19 protein-coding genes are annotated in these 16,777 nt (G+C 32.4%); 1 reads left to right on the forward strand and 18 read right to left on the reverse strand.

The window, feature by feature from the left end; translation table 11 throughout:
- Positions 1-275: 275 nt before the first annotated feature.
- From AC30RD_RS01595 to metK, 7 genes are all read right to left on the reverse strand, one after another.
- Positions 276-1,271, reverse strand: coding sequence for a beta-ketoacyl-ACP synthase III (locus AC30RD_RS01595; protein WP_489492402.1), 996 nt, complete (start codon positions 1,269-1,271; stop codon positions 276-278).
- Positions 1,272-1,281: 10 nt separating this feature from the next.
- Entirely contained in the window at positions 1,282-2,268 is a 987-nt protein-coding gene (gene plsX / locus AC30RD_RS01600; protein WP_489492403.1) for a phosphate acyltransferase PlsX, read from the reverse strand.
- Between the two features lie 2 nt (positions 2,269-2,270).
- The gene (gene rpmF, locus AC30RD_RS01605; RefSeq protein WP_187647198.1) at positions 2,271-2,423 is read right to left on the reverse strand and encodes a 50S ribosomal protein L32; all 153 of its coding nucleotides are present in this window, start codon (positions 2,421-2,423) and stop codon (positions 2,271-2,273) included.
- A 19-nt stretch (positions 2,424-2,442) separates the two neighbouring features.
- Positions 2,443-2,817: a hypothetical protein gene (locus AC30RD_RS01610; protein ID WP_489492404.1), complete on the reverse strand. Its 375-nt coding sequence runs from the start codon at positions 2,815-2,817 to the stop codon at positions 2,443-2,445.
- Entirely contained in the window at positions 2,818-3,231 is a 414-nt protein-coding gene (gene ndk / locus AC30RD_RS01615) for a nucleoside-diphosphate kinase (RefSeq protein WP_489492405.1), read from the reverse strand.
- A gap of 119 nt (positions 3,232-3,350) precedes the next feature.
- Complete coding sequence (locus AC30RD_RS01620; RefSeq protein ID WP_489492406.1) at positions 3,351-3,635, reverse strand: 4Fe-4S dicluster domain-containing protein; 285 nt, start codon at positions 3,633-3,635, stop codon at positions 3,351-3,353.
- Positions 3,636-3,709: 74 nt separating this feature from the next.
- Entirely contained in the window at positions 3,710-4,867 is a 1,158-nt protein-coding gene (metK, locus tag AC30RD_RS01625) for a methionine adenosyltransferase (protein WP_489492408.1), read from the reverse strand.
- A gap of 242 nt (positions 4,868-5,109) precedes the next feature.
- On the opposite strand from metK, the gene AC30RD_RS01630 reads away from it, so the two are divergent.
- Positions 5,110-5,709 (forward strand): peroxiredoxin, encoded by a 600-nt coding sequence (locus AC30RD_RS01630; protein ID WP_489492409.1) that lies wholly within the window; start codon positions 5,110-5,112, stop codon positions 5,707-5,709.
- Between the two features lie 17 nt (positions 5,710-5,726).
- On the opposite strand, the gene AC30RD_RS01635 is transcribed toward AC30RD_RS01630, so the two are convergent.
- From AC30RD_RS01635 to AC30RD_RS01685, 11 genes are read right to left on the reverse strand one after another with little or no spacing between them, the layout of a single operon-like run.
- Positions 5,727-6,137, reverse strand: a complete 411-nt coding sequence (locus AC30RD_RS01635; RefSeq protein ID WP_489492410.1) for a Fur family transcriptional regulator — start codon at positions 6,135-6,137, stop codon at positions 5,727-5,729.
- The gene (gene dxs / locus AC30RD_RS01640) at positions 6,130-7,959 is read right to left on the reverse strand and encodes a 1-deoxy-D-xylulose-5-phosphate synthase (RefSeq protein WP_489492411.1); all 1,830 of its coding nucleotides are present in this window, start codon (positions 7,957-7,959) and stop codon (positions 6,130-6,132) included. Before dxs ends, AC30RD_RS01635 begins: the two co-directional genes overlap by 8 nt.
- Entirely contained in the window at positions 7,949-9,049 is a 1,101-nt protein-coding gene (gene hisC, locus AC30RD_RS01645; RefSeq protein ID WP_489492412.1) for a histidinol-phosphate transaminase, read from the reverse strand. Before hisC ends, dxs begins: the two co-directional genes overlap by 11 nt.
- Position 9,050: 1 nt before the next feature.
- A complete protein-coding gene (gene pheA / locus AC30RD_RS01650; protein ID WP_489492413.1) occupies positions 9,051-10,124 on the reverse strand; it encodes a prephenate dehydratase in 1,074 nt (357 codons plus the stop codon).
- Positions 10,121-10,909: an HAD-IIA family hydrolase gene (locus tag AC30RD_RS01655; protein WP_489492414.1), complete on the reverse strand. Its 789-nt coding sequence runs from the start codon at positions 10,907-10,909 to the stop codon at positions 10,121-10,123. The genes pheA and AC30RD_RS01655 overlap by 4 nt, the downstream gene beginning before the upstream one ends.
- Complete coding sequence (lysA, locus tag AC30RD_RS01660; RefSeq protein ID WP_489492420.1) at positions 10,906-12,105, reverse strand: diaminopimelate decarboxylase; 1,200 nt, start codon at positions 12,103-12,105, stop codon at positions 10,906-10,908. The genes AC30RD_RS01655 and lysA overlap by 4 nt, the downstream gene beginning before the upstream one ends.
- Positions 12,106-12,160: 55 nt before the next feature.
- Positions 12,161-13,195 carry an LptF/LptG family permease gene (locus tag AC30RD_RS01665; RefSeq protein WP_489492415.1) on the reverse strand — a complete coding sequence of 345 codons (1,035 nt, stop codon included), beginning with the start codon at positions 13,193-13,195 and terminating at the stop codon, positions 12,161-12,163.
- On the reverse strand, positions 13,189-13,767 hold the full coding sequence (gene pth / locus AC30RD_RS01670) for an aminoacyl-tRNA hydrolase (protein ID WP_489492416.1): 579 nt from the start codon (positions 13,765-13,767) through the stop codon (positions 13,189-13,191). Before pth ends, AC30RD_RS01665 begins: the two co-directional genes overlap by 7 nt.
- Complete coding sequence (locus tag AC30RD_RS01675; RefSeq protein ID WP_489492417.1) at positions 13,767-14,303, reverse strand: 50S ribosomal protein L25/general stress protein Ctc; 537 nt, start codon at positions 14,301-14,303, stop codon at positions 13,767-13,769. The genes pth and AC30RD_RS01675 overlap by 1 nt, the downstream gene beginning before the upstream one ends.
- A 59-nt stretch (positions 14,304-14,362) precedes the next feature.
- Positions 14,363-15,538 carry a type IV pilus twitching motility protein PilT gene (locus tag AC30RD_RS01680; RefSeq protein WP_489492418.1) on the reverse strand — a complete coding sequence of 392 codons (1,176 nt, stop codon included), beginning with the start codon at positions 15,536-15,538 and terminating at the stop codon, positions 14,363-14,365.
- A 3-nt stretch (positions 15,539-15,541) separates the two neighbouring features.
- Complete coding sequence (locus AC30RD_RS01685) at positions 15,542-16,525, reverse strand: transaldolase (protein WP_489492419.1); 984 nt, start codon at positions 16,523-16,525, stop codon at positions 15,542-15,544.
- Positions 16,526-16,777: the final 252 nt, after the last annotated feature.

Here is a 16,777-nt window from a genome sequence, read left to right on the forward strand (position 1 = left end):
GTGTTAAGCACGCCGCCAGCGTTCACTCTGAGCCAGGATCAAACTCTCCATAAAATAAATATTCTATAGATATGTCTATCCTTAAACCCTTTGGCTCAAAGGAATTTCCTCTTCACTTGTCTAGTTTTCAAAGATCATCTAAATAATCTCTCCCCCGTTTTAAGGGCTGAAATTATACTAAATAAAACTGAAATTGTCAAGCTAACTCAGCTAACATCTCAGCCGCCATCAAAAGCGAATGGAAGTATAACAAAAATAGCTTAATTTAAGTTTAATCAGTCAGCAGGAGAAAAAGGAACAAGTGCACTACCCCATGTAAAACCACCACCAAAGGCATCCAAAAGCATCATGTCCCCTTTTTTTAATCTACCTTCTTCATATATATCATTCATTGCCATTGGGATTGAAGCTGAAGAGGTATTTCCATACTTAGAAACTGTCATTACAACCTGAGACTCTTTGAGTTTTAATGCTTGAGCAACTGCATTTAATATTCTGTAGTTTGCTTGATGGGGAATAAAATGATCGATTTTGCTACTATCAATATTATTTTTATTTAATATTTCAATAACATCATTTGTTAAAGTCTTAACTGCGACTTTAAATGTCTCATTTCCTTTCATTTTCATAAAGCAAGCATGTTCTTTTAGTGTCTCTTCTGAACATGGCATATTAGTTCCGCAGCCAGGAGTTATCAAATAATCATAATATTTCCCATCTGCTGAAATATTAACATCTAAGATAGCTTCATTTTTATCTTTTGTTTGTGAAATAATCGCAGCACCTGCTCCATCACCAAACAATACACAGGTAGTTCTATCAGAATAATCAACAATTGCACTTAATTTTTCAGCTCCAACTATAAGAATATTTTTTGCCATATTTGATTCAATAAATGATTTTGCCATTGCTAAAGCGTATATAAAACCGCTACAAGCAGCACTTATATCAAAAGAAGGTATATTGGAAATTCCCAATTTTTTAGAAATCATACACGCGGTAGATGGCATACAAAAATAGTCTGGACTTATTGTTGCACATATAATCATATCCAATTCATTTGCATCTAGTTTAGCTCTTTTGAGAGCCACTTTAGCAGCTTTTACTCCCAAATCACTTGTTGATTCATCTTTGTTTGCTATATATCTTGTTTTTATACCTGTTCTTTTTGTTATCCATTCATCCGAAGTATCCACAATTTTTTCCAAATCTTCATTAGTTAAAACATTTTTTGGAATATAAGAACCAACCGATCTAAAAGCTGCGTACACAATAAATCCTTTACATTACTTCTTCTAATCTTTTTTCAATTGATTCATTTACGCCAGACTCTACATATTTTATTGCTTGAAAGATTGCATTTTTAATGGCTTTAGGGGTACTTTTCCCATGACTAATAATTGCGCATCCTTTTATGCCTATTAATGGAGCGCCGCCATATTCAGAATAATCGATCTCTTTTTTTAAGGATCTAAATACTTTTTTCATTAAAAGTGCACCGGCCATTCTTATTGGAGATTTTTTTATATGATCTTTCATAAATTTTCCGATAGTTTGTGCAACACCTTCTGCAGTTTTTAAAACTACGTTACCGGTAAATCCATCACAAACAACAACATCTACACTTCCATCAAAAATGTTATTTCCCTCAACATTACCAACAAACGATGGCAATTTTTTTAACATTTTATATGCGGATTTTGTAAGTTCATTACCTTTTGACTCTTCTTCTCCATTTGATAATAAACCAACCTTGGGAGAGCTATTTTTTAATATATCTTTAGCATACGCTTCACCCATTATCGCAAATTCAAATAGATGTTCTGGTTTGCAATCAACATTTGCCCCAACATCAAGTACTAAGCTTTTTTTACCTTGTGATGTAGGCATTAAAGTAGCAATTGCAGGTCTACTTACTTTTTTGAGTCTACCAATTCTTAAAGTAGCAAGACTCATTGTTGCACCGCTATGGCCAGCAGAAACTACAGCATCTGCTTTTTTTTCTCTTACTAGCTCAACAGCCTTATAGATAGAGCTCTCTTTTCTTTTTAAAGCATCAGTAGCTGGATCGGACATATCGATTACATCTGAAGCTTCTACGATCTCTATTTTATTTTTTAAAGAATTGGGTATTAAAGATAATATCTTTTTTTTATCGCCAACTAATATCGCTTTAAATTTTTTTTCTTTTAAAGCTAATATAGTTCCTTCTACAATAGGATAGGGACCAAAGTCCCCACCCATTGCATCAACAGCTATGGTTATCATTTTTAGCTTTTATATTCACCTGTAAATTTATTAATATGGTGAGGCATTTTCCAAGTTCCATCTTTATCTTTTACTGGTCTTGGCAATGACAACTTATAATGGGTTCTTCTTTTTGCTGCTCTTGTTTTGCTTACGCGTCTTTTTGGTACTGCCATAATTTTCTCCTTTATTTAATTAAAACTCTTTTTCAAACTCTTCTTCTTTTTTACAATTTTCACACAAGTGATAATCAAGTTTTATAGACTCCAACTCGCTATCTAAAATCTCAATAAAATCTATTTTGCCATCATAAAACTCTATAACGTCAACATCTTCAAGTTGACCTTTAAAAATACCTTCACTTGCTTTTATATGAATATTTTCATCTAATTTTAGCATAAACTCTTTTGAGCATCTATCACAAACAACTTTTATTTCATTTTTTATATTTCCTTCGATATCTATTAAAAAATCTTTATCTTTTTTAAATTTTCCTTTAAATTCAACTCCATCTTTTATTAGATTAAACTCTTTTGTTTGTGTTCCAATCTTTTTAAACTCTATTTTCACTTATAATATTTCCCTTTCGGCAAAGAAAAATCTTATCTCTTTATCGGCATTTTCCAAACTATCACTTCCATGGACAGCATTTGCCTCAATACTTTCAGCAAAATCGGCTCTTATAGTTCCCGGTGCTGCTTCTTTTGGATTTGTAGCTCCCATAAGCTCTCTATTTTTTGCTACTGCGTTTTCACCTTCAAGAACCATAACTACTACAGGACCACTTATCATATAATTAACTAAATCATTAAAAAAAGGTCTCTCTTTATGAACTTCATAAAATTTTGCAGCATCATCTTTTGTTAGCTGAATCTTTTTCATTGCGGCTATTCTAAGCCCGTTACTTTCAAACCTATCAATAATTTTGCCTATAACATTTTTTTCTACCGCATCTGGTTTAATTATAGAAAGAGTTCTTTCCATCTTTTTTTCTCCTGATTAAAATAAATTAGAGCGGAATTTTACAGTAAGATTACCTAAAAGAAGTTTAAATTTTAAGAATAAATTAGGAAAAGCCTAAAGGCTTCTCCTAAATGAAGAGTTTACTCAATTACCGGTTGATGATTTTCTCTAGCTTCTGCTGGAACATCTTCTCTACAAGGAAGCCCTTCTACGCATGTATCCCAAACAATACAACCTTCAGTCGGACAAGCTTCAGCACATGCTGGAGTATCGTGATATCCAACACACTCTACGCACTTATCAGGATATACATAATATATCTCTTCTCCAGTTGGATTATCCTCGTCATCTACAATAGCTTCAACTGGACACTCATCAATACATGCTCCGCAGTTGATACAGATGTCTGTAATTTTTACTGCCATATTTTCTCCTTTGATGGTTTTAAAACGACAAAATAACTATATCAAAATAATTTTAAATGTTTCTTGAAATATAATCATAATTTTAAATACTCTTTTATCTCTTCAACTTTATCCAATTTTTCCCAGGTAAACTCTTCAAGCTCTCTCCCAAAATGGCCATATGCCGCTGTTTTTTTATATATTGGCCTTAAAAGATTTAATGATTCAATTATCCCTTTTGGCGTTAAATCAAAAAGCTCTTTTATGCATTTTTCTATTTTTTGCTCATCCACTTTTGCCGTGCCGTGAGTATCAACCATAATAGAAACAGGTTCAACAACTCCTATAGCGTAAGCTATTTGTATCGTTGCTTTGTCACATGCTCCGCTTGCAACCAAATTTTTTGCTACATATCTTGCGGCATATGCACCGCTTCTATCTACTTTTGTTGGATCTTTTCCGCTAAATGCTCCACCTCCATGAGGACAACTTCCACCATAAGTATCTACTATTATTTTCCTTCCGGTTAGTCCCGCATCCCCTTGCGGCCCTCCAATTACAAATCTACCTGTGGGATTTATATGATACTCTATATCATCTGCTATTAATTCGCTTGGAATTGCGTTATATATGATCTCTTCAATAACAGCATCTTTTAATCTATTGTAACTAACATCTGGATCATGTTGGGTCGAAACAACCACGGTTTTAACCTCTTTTGGTTTTCCATCAACATATTTTATGGTAACTTGAGCTTTTCCATCAGGTCTTAAAAAGGGTAAGGTTCCCTCTTTTCTGGCTTTTGCAAGTCCTAATGTAAGCTGATGGGCTAAATATATAGGAAGAGGCATAAAAGTTGGCGTCTCTTTGCATGCATATCCAAACATTAACCCTTGATCGCCGGCACCTATTTCGCCACTCTCTTTATCTACTCCAATATTTATATCAGGAGACTGTTCACCAACCGCGTTTAAAACTCCGGCACTCCTATAATCAAATCCATATAAAGCATCCGTATAGCCGATCTCGCGAATTACTTCTCTAACAATTTCTTGCATTGGAGCATATGTTGTGGTTTTAAGCTCACCGGCAATTATACAAAAACCGTTGCTTAAAAGCGTTTCACATGCGACTCTTGCGTTTTTATCTCTTTCTATAATATAATCCAAAATCGCATCGCTAATTTGGTCGGCCATCTTATCTGGATGCCCTTCAGTTACAGACTCTGAAGTAAACAGATACTCTCTTGCCATATCTACCCTTTTTTTAAAATTTATGGCAATTATATCCAATTTTTAGTTTATCAAAGATTAGATGAGATTAGAACTAAAAGATGTTCGAAGTCCGACTTCGAACAAATATCACTCTAAACAGCAAGAGATAATCAAACTCTTCATTCTCCAACCTAATATATTAAAATTAGAAAATATTTAGTTTAACCGTGTTAAAATTATAATGTTTTTCAAAAGAAAAAAATTTTCCAAAGGAGAAAACTATGTTAGTTACGAAAAAAGCACCAGATTTTACTGCACCAGCAGTTATGCCTGACAACACTATCGTTGAAGATTTCAATCTTTATGAAAATATAGGAGAAAAGGGAGCGGTACTCTTTTTCTATCCGTTAGATTTTACTTTTGTTTGTCCAACTGAGCTATTGGCTTTTGATCATAGATTGGAAGAGTTTCAAAAAAGAGGAATAACTGTTATTGGTTGTTCTGTAGATTCTCAATATAGCCATTTAGCTTGGAAAAACACACCTGTTGACAAAGGTGGTATAGGAAACGTTAGATATCCTTTAGTAGCCGATTTGACTAAACAGATAGCAAGAGATTATGATGTGTTGCTTGAAGAGGCTGGAGTAGCTTTAAGAGGTAGTTTTTTAATCGATAAGGATGGAACAGTAAGACACGCGGTAATCAACGACCTACCACTTGGTAGAAACATCGATGAGATGATAAGAATGGTTGACGCTATGGAGTTTGCCAATGAATATGGTGAAGTTTGCCCTGCAGATTGGGAAAAAGGCAAAGAGGCTATGAAGCCAACTCCAGAAGGGGTAGCAGAGTTTTTAGCTAAACACGCTGACGAATTATAATATTTTGTGCTAAAGCTTTAAGCTTTAGCACAATCATCACATAATATATAAACAGTAATATCTATCCCAAATATTTTTTGAGAAGTTTTATCTTCAATATTTTTTATGCACTCTTTCATTAAACTTTCATCATAATAATCAACTATTTTCCCACAATTTTTACAAACTCCATGGAAATGGGGACTTATATTTATGTCATATTTTAATTTTCCACCGGGATTTAACTCAGTTACAATTTTGGCATCTTTTAAGGTATTAATATTTTTATAAATGGTAGCAAGTGATATTGAAGGAAAAATCTTTTTTATCTCATCATAGATCTCTTCTATGGTAGGATGGGTATGGCCGTTTAAAAGGTTCAATATAGCTAATCTTTGAGGTGTCGCTTTTAAATTTTTCTCTTTTAGCAATTCAAGTATTTCACCCATTTTTATCCTTTAACACATCTTTGATTTTTTCTGCAAGTTGATAAGGTCTTAAACCTAAAAACTCCTCAACATCAGAAATTTTCCCATGAGGTATAAATAGATCTTCATATTCAAAGGAGTAAAGATTAATATTTTTAATCTTCTCTTTTGCAAAAAATTCCAATATTGCGCTTGCTACTCCACCCATCTTTACACTATCACTAAAAACAAACCAATATTTATATTTTTTTGATAAAGATTTTAACATATTTTCATCCAGAGGTTTCACAAAACGAAGATCAACTAACGAAATATCAAAATCTAACAATTTTAAAGTCTCATATGCTCTTCCAACTCCATTGCCATATCCAATAAAAACTATTTCACTTCTTTTTTCTATTAATTTTTGAGCCTTTCCCAATTCAAAAGGCATATCATCAAACTCATTTTCCAATATAAAGCTTCCTCTTGGATATCTAAATGCACAAGGGGTCTTAAAATTATAAGCAAATTCAACAGCCCTTTTCATACTCTTTTCATCCCTTGGAGCAAAAAGAGTTAAATTTGGAATTGCTCTTAAATAACTAATATCAAAAACGCCTTGATGCGTCTCTCCATCCTCTCCAACAATACCGGCTCTATCAATAGCAAAAACAACCGGAACGTTCATAAGAGCAATATCATGAATTACTTGATCATATCCTCTTTGCAAAAAGGTAGAATATATTGCAACAAAAGGTTTAAATCCCTCTTTTGCTAACGGTCCCATAGATGTAACCGCATGCTGCTCGGCAATCCCAACATCCCAAAATCTATCTTCAAACTCTTCAATTAACGGTTTAAGCCCCGTTCCGCTTGGCATTGCGGCAGTTACTCCGACCACTTTTTCATCTTTTTTCGCTATCTCCATCAAAGCTTTGCTAAATAAAGAAGTTGCGCTTGGTTTTGTGCTTTTTTTTAGAGGTTTTCCAGTTTTTAAATCAAATGGACCAACTCCATGCCAATGCTCATAATACCCTTCTGCTATTTTATACCCTTTTCCTTTTAAAGTCTGAGCATGTATGATAACGGGCTTATTTAAATCTTTCGCAATCGAATAAGTTTCAATCAATCCTTTCAAATCGTGTCCATCAATTGGGCCGATATATTCAATTCCAAGTTCTTCAAACAAAATTCCGGGAGTTATCAATCTTAAAGACTCTTCAAATCTTTTTGCCAAATATGTTGCAGATTCGGGCAAATGAGAAAGTAATTTTTCAGTTCTTTTTTTAATATTTTGATATAAAGGACTCGCCATTTTTTGGCTTAAATATTTACTAATGGCGCCTATTGGTTTGGAAATACTCATCTCATTGTCATTTAATATTATAACAACAGGATATTTTTTATCTCCAAGCTCATTTAGGGCCTCATAAACCATACCAGCACTCATAGCCCCATCGCCAATTAAGACAACCGGGATTCTTTTTTCATTTTTGAGCTTTATTGCTTTAGCCGCACCTACAGCTAAAGATATGGATGTTGAACTATGCCCTGCTACATAATAGTCATATTTTGACTCGCTTGGCTTTGTATATCCGCTAATCCCACCAAACTGCCTCAGGGTATCAAACTCTTCCCATCTGTTAGTTAGTAATTTATGAGCATATGCTTGATGGCTTACGTCAAAAATAAAAGGATCCTTTTCTACGTCAAAAACGTAATGCATAGCTACAATCAACTCCACAGCTCCCAAAGTAGAGCTTAAATGTCCTCCGTTTTTACTAACGACTTCTAAAATTCTTTGCCTAATATCTTTGCAAAGATTTTCCAACTCATTTAATGAGTAGTTTTTAATATTCATTTAAAACCTCATCAAATTTTTCAAAAAATTTATCATTTTGCTCTTTTGTGCCTATCGCGATACTTATAGCGTTTAGTCCATAACCCGTTAGATCTCTAATAATAACACCTTTTTTTAAGAGCATATTTGATATCTCTTTTGAATTTAAATTTTTTGGCAAAATATAAGTTATAAAATTTGTATAACTATCAATAAATTCCAGCCCTTTTTTTATTGCGTAATTTACGAACCTTTCCATCTGAATAAAGTTTCTTTTAATACTCTCTTTTACAAACTCTTCATCCTCTAAAGCCAAAGTCGCCGCTTTTAAACTAAGAGTGGTTATATTAAAAGGGGGCCTTAATTTATAAAGATTTTTAATTATATCTTTATTGGCTATTCCATATCCAACTCTCATACCTCCAAGCCCGTAGGCTTTAGAAAATGTTCCAAGATATAAAACATTTTCAAATTTTTGGATTAAATCTTTAGGGTCTATTTTTTTATTTTCATCTTTATAAGAAGCATACTCCATATATGCACCATCTATCACTACCAAAGGCTCTTTTACTTTTTCTAAAAATTTATAGATATAATCTTTATCTAAAGCGTCTCCCGTTGGATTGTTTGGAGAGCAGATATAAATAATTTGGGGATTTTCTTTTTTATAAATTTCGTAAAATTCATCCAAATCGTGTCTATAACAGCTGCTTTTAATGATCTTGGCCCCTTGCTGCAAAGCATATATCTCATACATTGCAAAAGTAATTTTACTCATTAAAACCTTTTGTTTTTCATTTAAAACAGCCCTTGAAGCAAACTCTATAACTTGATCGCTTCCTGCGCCGATAATAATATTTTCATCATTTATTCCATATTTTTTTGACAACCCCTCTTTTAATTCAAACATACTATCATCTGGATAAAGATACATTAAATGGGCTATTTTTTTTATCTCTTCTACAACTTTTGGACTTGTTCCGTATGGATTTTCATTGGAAGCCAATTTAATTATATCTTTTGGATCTATTCCATAATCTCTAACTACCAATTCTATCGGTTTACCCGCTTCATAAACTTTTAAACTGTTTAAATAACTGTTAAATTTCATATCAATCCTCGCTACTTACAGCTTTAACATAACTTCCAAGCCATTTGATCTCTTTTTTATGTTTATTAAAAACCCTCTTTACGTTATCATCATCAATATGACCTTCAAAATCTATATAAAACCAGTAACTAAACTCTCTATCCGCTGCCGGTCGGCTCTCTATTTTTGTCAAGTTTATATTCTCCGCGTCAAAATCTTCCAAAAACCTAACCAAAGATCCCGGTTTATCTTCAAGTTTTGCCAATATTGAAGTTTTATCGTTTCCGCTTTTTTCATTTTTAAAATCGCTTATTATTATAAATCTTGTTTTATTTGTATGAAGATCTTCGATATTTTCAAAAAGTATAGGAAGATTATAAAGTTTTGCAGCAATATGAGAACATATCGCGGCACTTCCTCTCTCTTTTGAAGCAAGTTTAGCCGCTTTGGCAGTGGATTCTACTGGGATTAGCTCAACATCCTCTAAAGAGTGTTCTATTAAAAAATTTCTACACTGACCAAAGGCAATATCTTTGGAATATATTTTTTTAATCTTACTTAAATCATCTTCTAAAGTGGCAAAGGTATGATGTATAGGCATATAATTTTCGGCTACTATCAATAAAGGACTTCTTCCTAAAAGATCAAGAGTTTCTCCTACTACCCCATCTATAGAGTTTTCTATAGGCACCACTCCATATTTTGCCCTTTTTGTCTCAACGGCTTTAAAAACGGCACTTATTGAATTCATAGATAAATAATCGCTCATTGCACCAAATCTCGACTCTGCGGCCTGATGGGTAAAACTCCCTTCCGGTCCCAAATATGCAACTCTTTCTGGTCTTTCTAAATTTCTAGCGACTGCAAAAATCTCCAAAAAAATAGCATCAATCGCACTATCGGTTAGGGGACCTCTATTTTTCTTTTTAAGTCTGTTTAAGATCTCTTGTTCCCGCTCTGGCCTATAAATTGGGGCTTTTGTTTTATTTTTAAGTTCTCCAACCTCTTTTACGACTTTCATCCTCTCATTTAAAAGTTTTAAAATCTCATCATCGATTGAATCTATTTTTTTTCTTAACTCTTCCAATTTTTTCATATCACCCCCAATAATTTACCAGCCTCTTTTATATCCTTTACGATAAAATCGGGCTTAAGATTTTCACTCAAATTTTCGATAATCTTTGGGTCATTAAACTTTCCGCTTAAAACAAAGATGGTTTTCATGCCAAGTTTTTTCGCTCCTACAAGATCTCCGATAACATCGTCGCTTATTATGTATATATCATTAAAATCGAAATTTTGATTATAAACTTTTTTTAACTTCTCCAAAGCCTTATCAAAAAATATTTTGCTCGGTTTACCAACAACTTTATACTCTTTATTGGTCGCAAAACTCAACATCTCCAAAAGTGCTCCCACTCCAGGATATTTTTTTGAATTTTTCACATAAATGGCGCTTTTATGCATTCCAAAAAGTTCTGCCCCTTTTAATAAAAAATGGATCATTTTGGCAAAATCTTCAAAATCGTAATCATCCCTAACGCTTATTAAAAGAGCTTTAGGATTATTGAACTCCATCTCATATCCCAAATTTTCCAAATTTTTTATAAAACCATCTACTCCGTATGCCGCAATTTTTTTATATTTCAAAATCTCTTTCAAAACATAAAATGGATCTATATAATTTTTCTCATCTATATTTAGCCCTACACCGTTTAAATATGCTAAAAAATCTTTAGAACTCTTTTTTGTATTGTTAGTAATCACAAGATATTCAAAATTTTTTTTGTTTAAAGAGTTTATAAAATCTATTGCTCCATTTATTGGAAGTCTGTTTTTATCGTCTATCAAGGTCCCTTGAACATCGATAAAAAATCTCATATATATTTTACCTCTTTTTCAATCAAATCTTCAAAACTCTCTCTATCTCTGATTATTCTATCTTGACCTTTTTCAACGGCAACTTCTGCCGCTCTTGGTCTTGAGTTATAATTGCTACTCATAACAAATCCATATGCGCCAGCACTGTAAACTATGATTATGTCGTTGTGCTCGGTTTTTGACAATAATCTATCCTTTGCTAAAAAATCCCCGCTTTCACAAACGGGACCTACAACATCTGCTAAACTCTTTTCTTCATTTTTTCCCAAAACTTCAACCCTATGATAAGCATTATATAAAGATGGTCTAAGAAAATCGTTCATTGCACCATCAACTATAATAAATCTTTTGTTTGCGCTTCTTTTTTCATACAAAACTTTTGTTAAAAAATATCCCGCATTTCCTACAATAAATCTTCCAGGCTCACAAACAATAGTTAAATCAAGTCCCTTTAACGTAGAAAATATTGCCTGAGCATAATCGTATGGCTTTATAGGCTCTTCATCTTTGTATTTTATCCCAAGTCCTCCGCCAACATCAAAAAATTTTATATCTATACCTATTTTTAATAAACTTCTTGTCAAATCAGCAACAATAGCACTCGCCTCTTTTATAGGCTCAAGCTCTGTCAACTGGCTTCCTATATGAAAATGGATCCCCACCGGCTCTAAAAAGGAGCTATTATGAGCTTTTAAATACATTCTTTTTGCTACGTCTATCTCAACTCCAAATTTATTTTCATGAAGTCCTGTAGAAATATATGGATGGGTTTTTGGATCTATATTTGGATTGACTCTTATACTGATTCTTGCTTTTTTTCCAAGAGATCTTGCGATCTCTTCAACCCTTTGCATCTCCCCTTCGCTTTCTAAATTTATAAAAAGTATATCAAGTTCCAAAGCCTCTTTTATTTCATTATCTTTTTTTCCAACTCCGCTAAATACGATTTTATATTTTGGTATACCTGCCATTATGGCTCTTTTAATCTCCCCTATAGATACGCAATCAGCGCCGCCGCCAAGTAAAGATATTTTTTTTAATACAGAAAGATTTGAATTTGCCTTTACCGCATAAGCGATTAGAGATTTTCTAGCCTTAAAAGCTTTTTTTAAATCCAAAAAATTCTTCTCTATTTCATCAAAATCGTAAACATATAACGGAGTATCATATTTTTGAGCCAACTTTTTAAAATTCATCATTATTTTTCTCCGATAGAATGATTAATAAGGGGCTATTTTACCAAATTATTGATTAATATTTTTTATAAAAATAAAGTGCTAGCAAAGAAAGTATAAAAATAGGCAAAATAGTAGAAATTTCCGGGATCAATACCGAAGCAAAAGAGAGTCTAATCAAAGAATATAATAATCCCCAAACAATTAAAGATAAAATTATTGCGCCAAAACTAAATAGAGTAATACTTGCAATTCTTTGGGTTATAGGAACAAAATAAAAAAGTATTACCATCAAAAAAGGAGCAAAAAATGGATATATGATTTGTGAATATAGAACCGCTTTTATTTTTTGGATATTAATTTTTTGCTCCTTTAAAAGTTTTATCGCATATAAAGCGTCTAAAATAGAAAAACTTGTTTTACCCTCATAAACTGAATCTAAAATTTTTGGTTTGAAACCTTTTAAAAGTTTAATCTCATTTTTTTTATCTAAAACGATTTTTTCACTCTCTTTTTTAATGATAAGCGCATCTTTTATTTTCCAAAGATCATCTTGAAAATAGGCCTCTTTTGATCTAATAATTTTTTGCAAAATCTTATCCTTAACAGAAAAAATCCTTATATCTTCTGCCTTTTTTTGAAAAGGATAAAGCTTTTTAAAATAGATATAAAAATCATTATATTTAAAAAATAGATTGGATGTAGAACTTGTTAAAAAATCGTGTTTTTTTATATTGTTTGCGTTTTCGTTTGCGTATGAAAAAGATGTGGTATGTAAAATCATAAAAACTAAAAGTATAAAAAAAGAGGTAACAAAAAGAGGTTTTATCACACTTTTTTTATCATATCCTATAGAGTAAATTGCTACTAACTCGTTGGACCTAATAAGAGATATTTTTGTTGCGATCATAGCAAAAACAGTTGAGATGGGAAGCAAAATATCCATTGCGTAAAAAGATTTGTATAAAATATACATTATTTGCAAGTTTGCTGAACTTGGCAGATTTTTTGCGTTTTGCAGATAATCCAAACCAACAAAAAAGGAGATAAGAGCGATTAAAATAATAAAAAAATATTTTAAATATAAAATAACCAAATATCTATTTAACATCTATCCTCTTTTATCTCGATCCCTTTTTGGGAATATCTGCTTCTTACGATATCAAAATCTTCTTTTGTTAAAGCAATAGCCCCTTGCGCAGCTTTTTTTACAATAGTTGGTAAAAACTCCCTCTCTTTTTCATTAAAATCGCTTAATACAAAATTAATAACATCCTTTTTATCTTTTGGTCTACCTATGCCTATCCTAACTCTAATATAGTCATTCCCTATATATTTATCTATCGATTTTAATCCATTATGACCGCCGCTGCTTCCACCTATTTTAAAACGGATAGCGCCAAATTTTAGATCCAAATCGTCATGGATTACGATTATATTACTATTATTAATCTTATAAAAATTTTTAACAGCTGCTACACTCTCGCCTGAGAGATTCATAAATGTTTGAGGTTTTAATAGAAGTATATCTTTAGATTTATAAAGAAAGCCTTTAAACTCTTTTTTTTTAATCTCTGTGGGATTTAGGCTATCGATAAGATAATCGATAACCATAAATCCTATATTGTGGCGATTGTTTTTATATTTTGGCCCAGGGTTACCAAGACCTACCAATAAAAACATTATTTAGCTTTTACAACACCTACTACCGCTACTCTATCTGGTATCATATGAGTAACGCCTTCTGGAAGCTCTATATCTCTTATTAAGATCGCATCTCCAACATCCAAATCGCTAACATCAAGTGTTATCGAATCTGGAATATTTTCAATAGCGCCTTTTACTTTGATTCTTCTTTTTGAAGTAACTAAAACTCCCTTATTTTTCAAACCTTTTGGTGTTCCAACTGTTTTAATAGGCACCATATAATAGGTTACAACTCCAGGCTGAGCAACCATCAAATCAACATGAACCAAATCGTATGTTACTGGATCTTTTTGATACTCCTGAACAACAACGTTTAATTCTTTATCACCAACTTTTACGGGGAAAGCAAGTTTTTCTTTATTTCTAACGGCTCTTATAAAGTCTCCCTTTTTAAAAGCCGCATTAATATTTTCCAAACCTTTACCGTAAATATTGGCAATTAGATAACCATCTCGGCGAAGTTTTTTCGCGCTACTTTTGCCGATACTCTCTCTAATTATGCCTTCTAACATCTTCTCTTCCTTTTATTTAAATTGGAGGCGTATTATACTAAAAATAAATTTAAGTTAAATTAAATTTTTAAATCTATAACATCCTCATCTTTATCTTCGCCTACCATAGAACTATCTATTTGAGATGTTTTATCTACTATGCCTTCTAGTTTTAATTTCATATCGGCTCTACTAGTTGCATTGTTTAGAGCTTCTTCCTCATTTATTAGTCCTTTTTTATATAAATCTAATAGAGCTTGATCAAATGTTTGCATTCCATAAACCGTTCCATCTTCAATAGCATCGGTTAACTCCATTTCTCTTCCCTCTTCAATTAATGTTTCAATTCTTTTTGTTCTAAACATCACTTCAACTGCCGCTATTCTTCCTCCATCTTTCCTTTTAACGAGTCTTTGGGATATCACAGACTCTAAAACTGAGGCTAAGACGACTCTTATTCTATTTTGCTCTTCAGAAGGAAACATACTAATTATTCTATTTATTGTCTCTTTAACATCTAAAGTGTGAAGGGTAGAAAAGACAAGATGCCCGGTTTCCGCAGCATGTAAAGCCATCTCTATAGTTTCAAGATCTCTCATCTCTCCAACAAGTATAATATCTGGGTCTTCTCTTAATGCAGCTCTTAAAGCTCTTGAAAAACTAATTGTGTCTTGACCCAAACTTCTTTGGTTTATCATACAGTTTTGGTCTTTATGCACAAATTCTACGGGATCTTCTATAGTTATGATATGCTCTCTTCTATTTTTATTTATCTCATCTATAATTGCCGCAAGGGTCGTTGATTTACCGCTTCCGGTAACTCCAGTTACTAGAACTAAACCTCTAGGAATTTTAGCAAGTTTATGTATAGCCTTTGGAAGCATAAGTTTATCTATTGATTTTATTTTAACTGGTATTGTCCTAAATACGGCGGAAACTCCATCCATCTGAAAAAAGATATTTACCCTAAATCTAGTATTAGCGTCATAAATAAATACTAAATCTACATCTTTATATTCTACCAACTCTTTAAATCTACTTCTTAATAGCTCTTTTGCCAAAGTCAAAGCTTCATCTTTTGAGATAACCTCGCCTGAAAAAGGAACAATATCGCCCTGAATTCTTGCTCTAATAATAGAGTTTGCTTTTATATGTAAATCACTACCACCCATATTTATAAGTTTTTTTAAATATTTTCTAATCTTATTTGTCGTCTCAAATGTAAGATTTTCGATATTAATCATACTATTTTCCATAATCTACTCCAACTCATCCAAAATATCTTTAAACGCCTCTTTAAAAGCCATAATTCCTTCTTCTAAAAGATCATTATATACTTTTTGCATATCTATTTGGCTATTTTTTAACTCTTGAAAAAAATTATCGATCTTTTCATCATCTATTGGAAGTTTTGCCTCATTTTTTTTGCTTTTTACAAAAGATTTTATTGTATGGATAGGAGCGGTATTTATGCTATTGGATGCTAAAAGATTGGTTATATAATAATCTTGGGGATAATCGTCTCCTTTTACTCCGGTGCTTGCAAATAAAGCTTTGCAGTTTGGGATATCTCTTTTTTGGATAATATTGTATATTTTTGCGGCGTTATATATACCTACCTTTCCTTTTTGTAAACCCTTTTTTTCTAAAATAGGATCAAGTTTTCTATCGAATCTGCTAACAAATATACTAAGAACGGTATAAGGCGTTTTTGAAGATCTTTTCAACCCTTTTTCAATAGCGTCCAAACATCTAATAGCGTATTTTGGATCGAAAATTAAAGTGGCGTTTACGTTAATCCCTTCGCTAACAAGCTCCTCAATAACTTCACAACCTTCATCGGTTACTGGAATTTTTATCATTAAATTTTTTCTATCGATTTTATTCCACAAATATTTTGCCTCTTCAATACTATTTTTTGTATCGTTTGCATAATTTGGGTCAACTTCGATACTAACAAATCCCTCATCATTTTTTTCATAAAGAGGTATTAAAATATCCGCAGCTTTTTGTATATCAAAAATAGCTAGCTCTTCATATTTTTCCTTAGGGGTTTTATCGGTTAATTTTTTTAATTGCTCTTTATAAGCAAAAGAGTTTAAGATAGCGTTTTTAAAGATTGCGGGATTGCTTGTGGCTCCGTTAACTATGCCTTTTTTGATTAGTTCTTTAAATTCTTTATCTAAAAAATCCCTCTCTATAAAATCAGCCCACAAAGAAAACTTTAAACTCTTAATATACATAAAACTCCTTTTTAAAAAATTTGGTTTTTAGTAATTTAACTACTCAACCACTTAACCACTAAACTACTCAACTATTTTAACCAAATTAGACATTGGACATTGGACATTAGACATTGGAAAAAAATACTCTTTCGCTCTCTAACTTTCTAACTTTTTCACTAAACTACTTAACCACTTAACTACTCAACCATTTTAACTAATACTAAACCTTCGGCTTGCCCTCGCTCACTTTCTAACTTTCTAACTTTTTCA

Source organism: Nitrosophilus sp. (assembly GCF_982775275.1).

Excerpts from the sequence above, each read along its gene's own strand:
- plsX (WP_489492403.1), bottom strand. The coding sequence starts at position 2,268 with ATGATAACCATAGCTGTTGATGCAATGGGTGGGGACTTTGGTCCCTAT.
- rpmF (WP_187647198.1), bottom strand. The coding sequence starts at position 2,423 with ATGGCAGTACCAAAAAGACGCGTAAGCAAAACAAGAGCAGCAAAAAGA.
- ndk (WP_489492405.1), bottom strand. The coding sequence starts at position 3,231 with ATGGAAAGAACTCTTTCTATAATTAAACCAGATGCGGTAGAAAAAAAT.
- AC30RD_RS01620 (WP_489492406.1), bottom strand. The coding sequence starts at position 3,635 with ATGGCAGTAAAAATTACAGACATCTGTATCAACTGCGGAGCATGTATT.
- metK (WP_489492408.1), bottom strand. The coding sequence starts at position 4,867 with ATGGCAAGAGAGTATCTGTTTACTTCAGAGTCTGTAACTGAAGGGCAT.
- AC30RD_RS01630 (WP_489492409.1), top strand. The coding sequence starts at position 5,110 with ATGTTAGTTACGAAAAAAGCACCAGATTTTACTGCACCAGCAGTTATG.
- AC30RD_RS01635 (WP_489492410.1), bottom strand. The coding sequence starts at position 6,137 with ATGGGTGAAATACTTGAATTGCTAAAAGAGAAAAATTTAAAAGCGACA.
- dxs (WP_489492411.1), bottom strand. The coding sequence starts at position 7,959 with ATGAATATTAAAAACTACTCATTAAATGAGTTGGAAAATCTTTGCAAA.
- hisC (WP_489492412.1), bottom strand. The coding sequence starts at position 9,049 with ATGAAATTTAACAGTTATTTAAACAGTTTAAAAGTTTATGAAGCGGGT.
- pheA (WP_489492413.1), bottom strand. The coding sequence starts at position 10,124 with ATGAAAAAATTGGAAGAGTTAAGAAAAAAAATAGATTCAATCGATGAT.
- AC30RD_RS01655 (WP_489492414.1), bottom strand. The coding sequence starts at position 10,909 with ATGAGATTTTTTATCGATGTTCAAGGGACCTTGATAGACGATAAAAAC.
- lysA (WP_489492420.1), bottom strand. The coding sequence starts at position 12,105 with ATGAATTTTAAAAAGTTGGCTCAAAAATATGATACTCCGTTATATGTT.
- AC30RD_RS01665 (WP_489492415.1), bottom strand. The coding sequence starts at position 13,195 with ATGTTAAATAGATATTTGGTTATTTTATATTTAAAATATTTTTTTATT.
- pth (WP_489492416.1), bottom strand. The coding sequence starts at position 13,767 with ATGTTTTTATTGGTAGGTCTTGGTAACCCTGGGCCAAAATATAAAAAC.
- AC30RD_RS01675 (WP_489492417.1), bottom strand. The coding sequence starts at position 14,303 with ATGTTAGAAGGCATAATTAGAGAGAGTATCGGCAAAAGTAGCGCGAAA.
- AC30RD_RS01680 (WP_489492418.1), bottom strand. The coding sequence starts at position 15,538 with ATGGAAAATAGTATGATTAATATCGAAAATCTTACATTTGAGACGACA.
- AC30RD_RS01685 (WP_489492419.1), bottom strand. The coding sequence starts at position 16,525 with ATGTATATTAAGAGTTTAAAGTTTTCTTTGTGGGCTGATTTTATAGAG.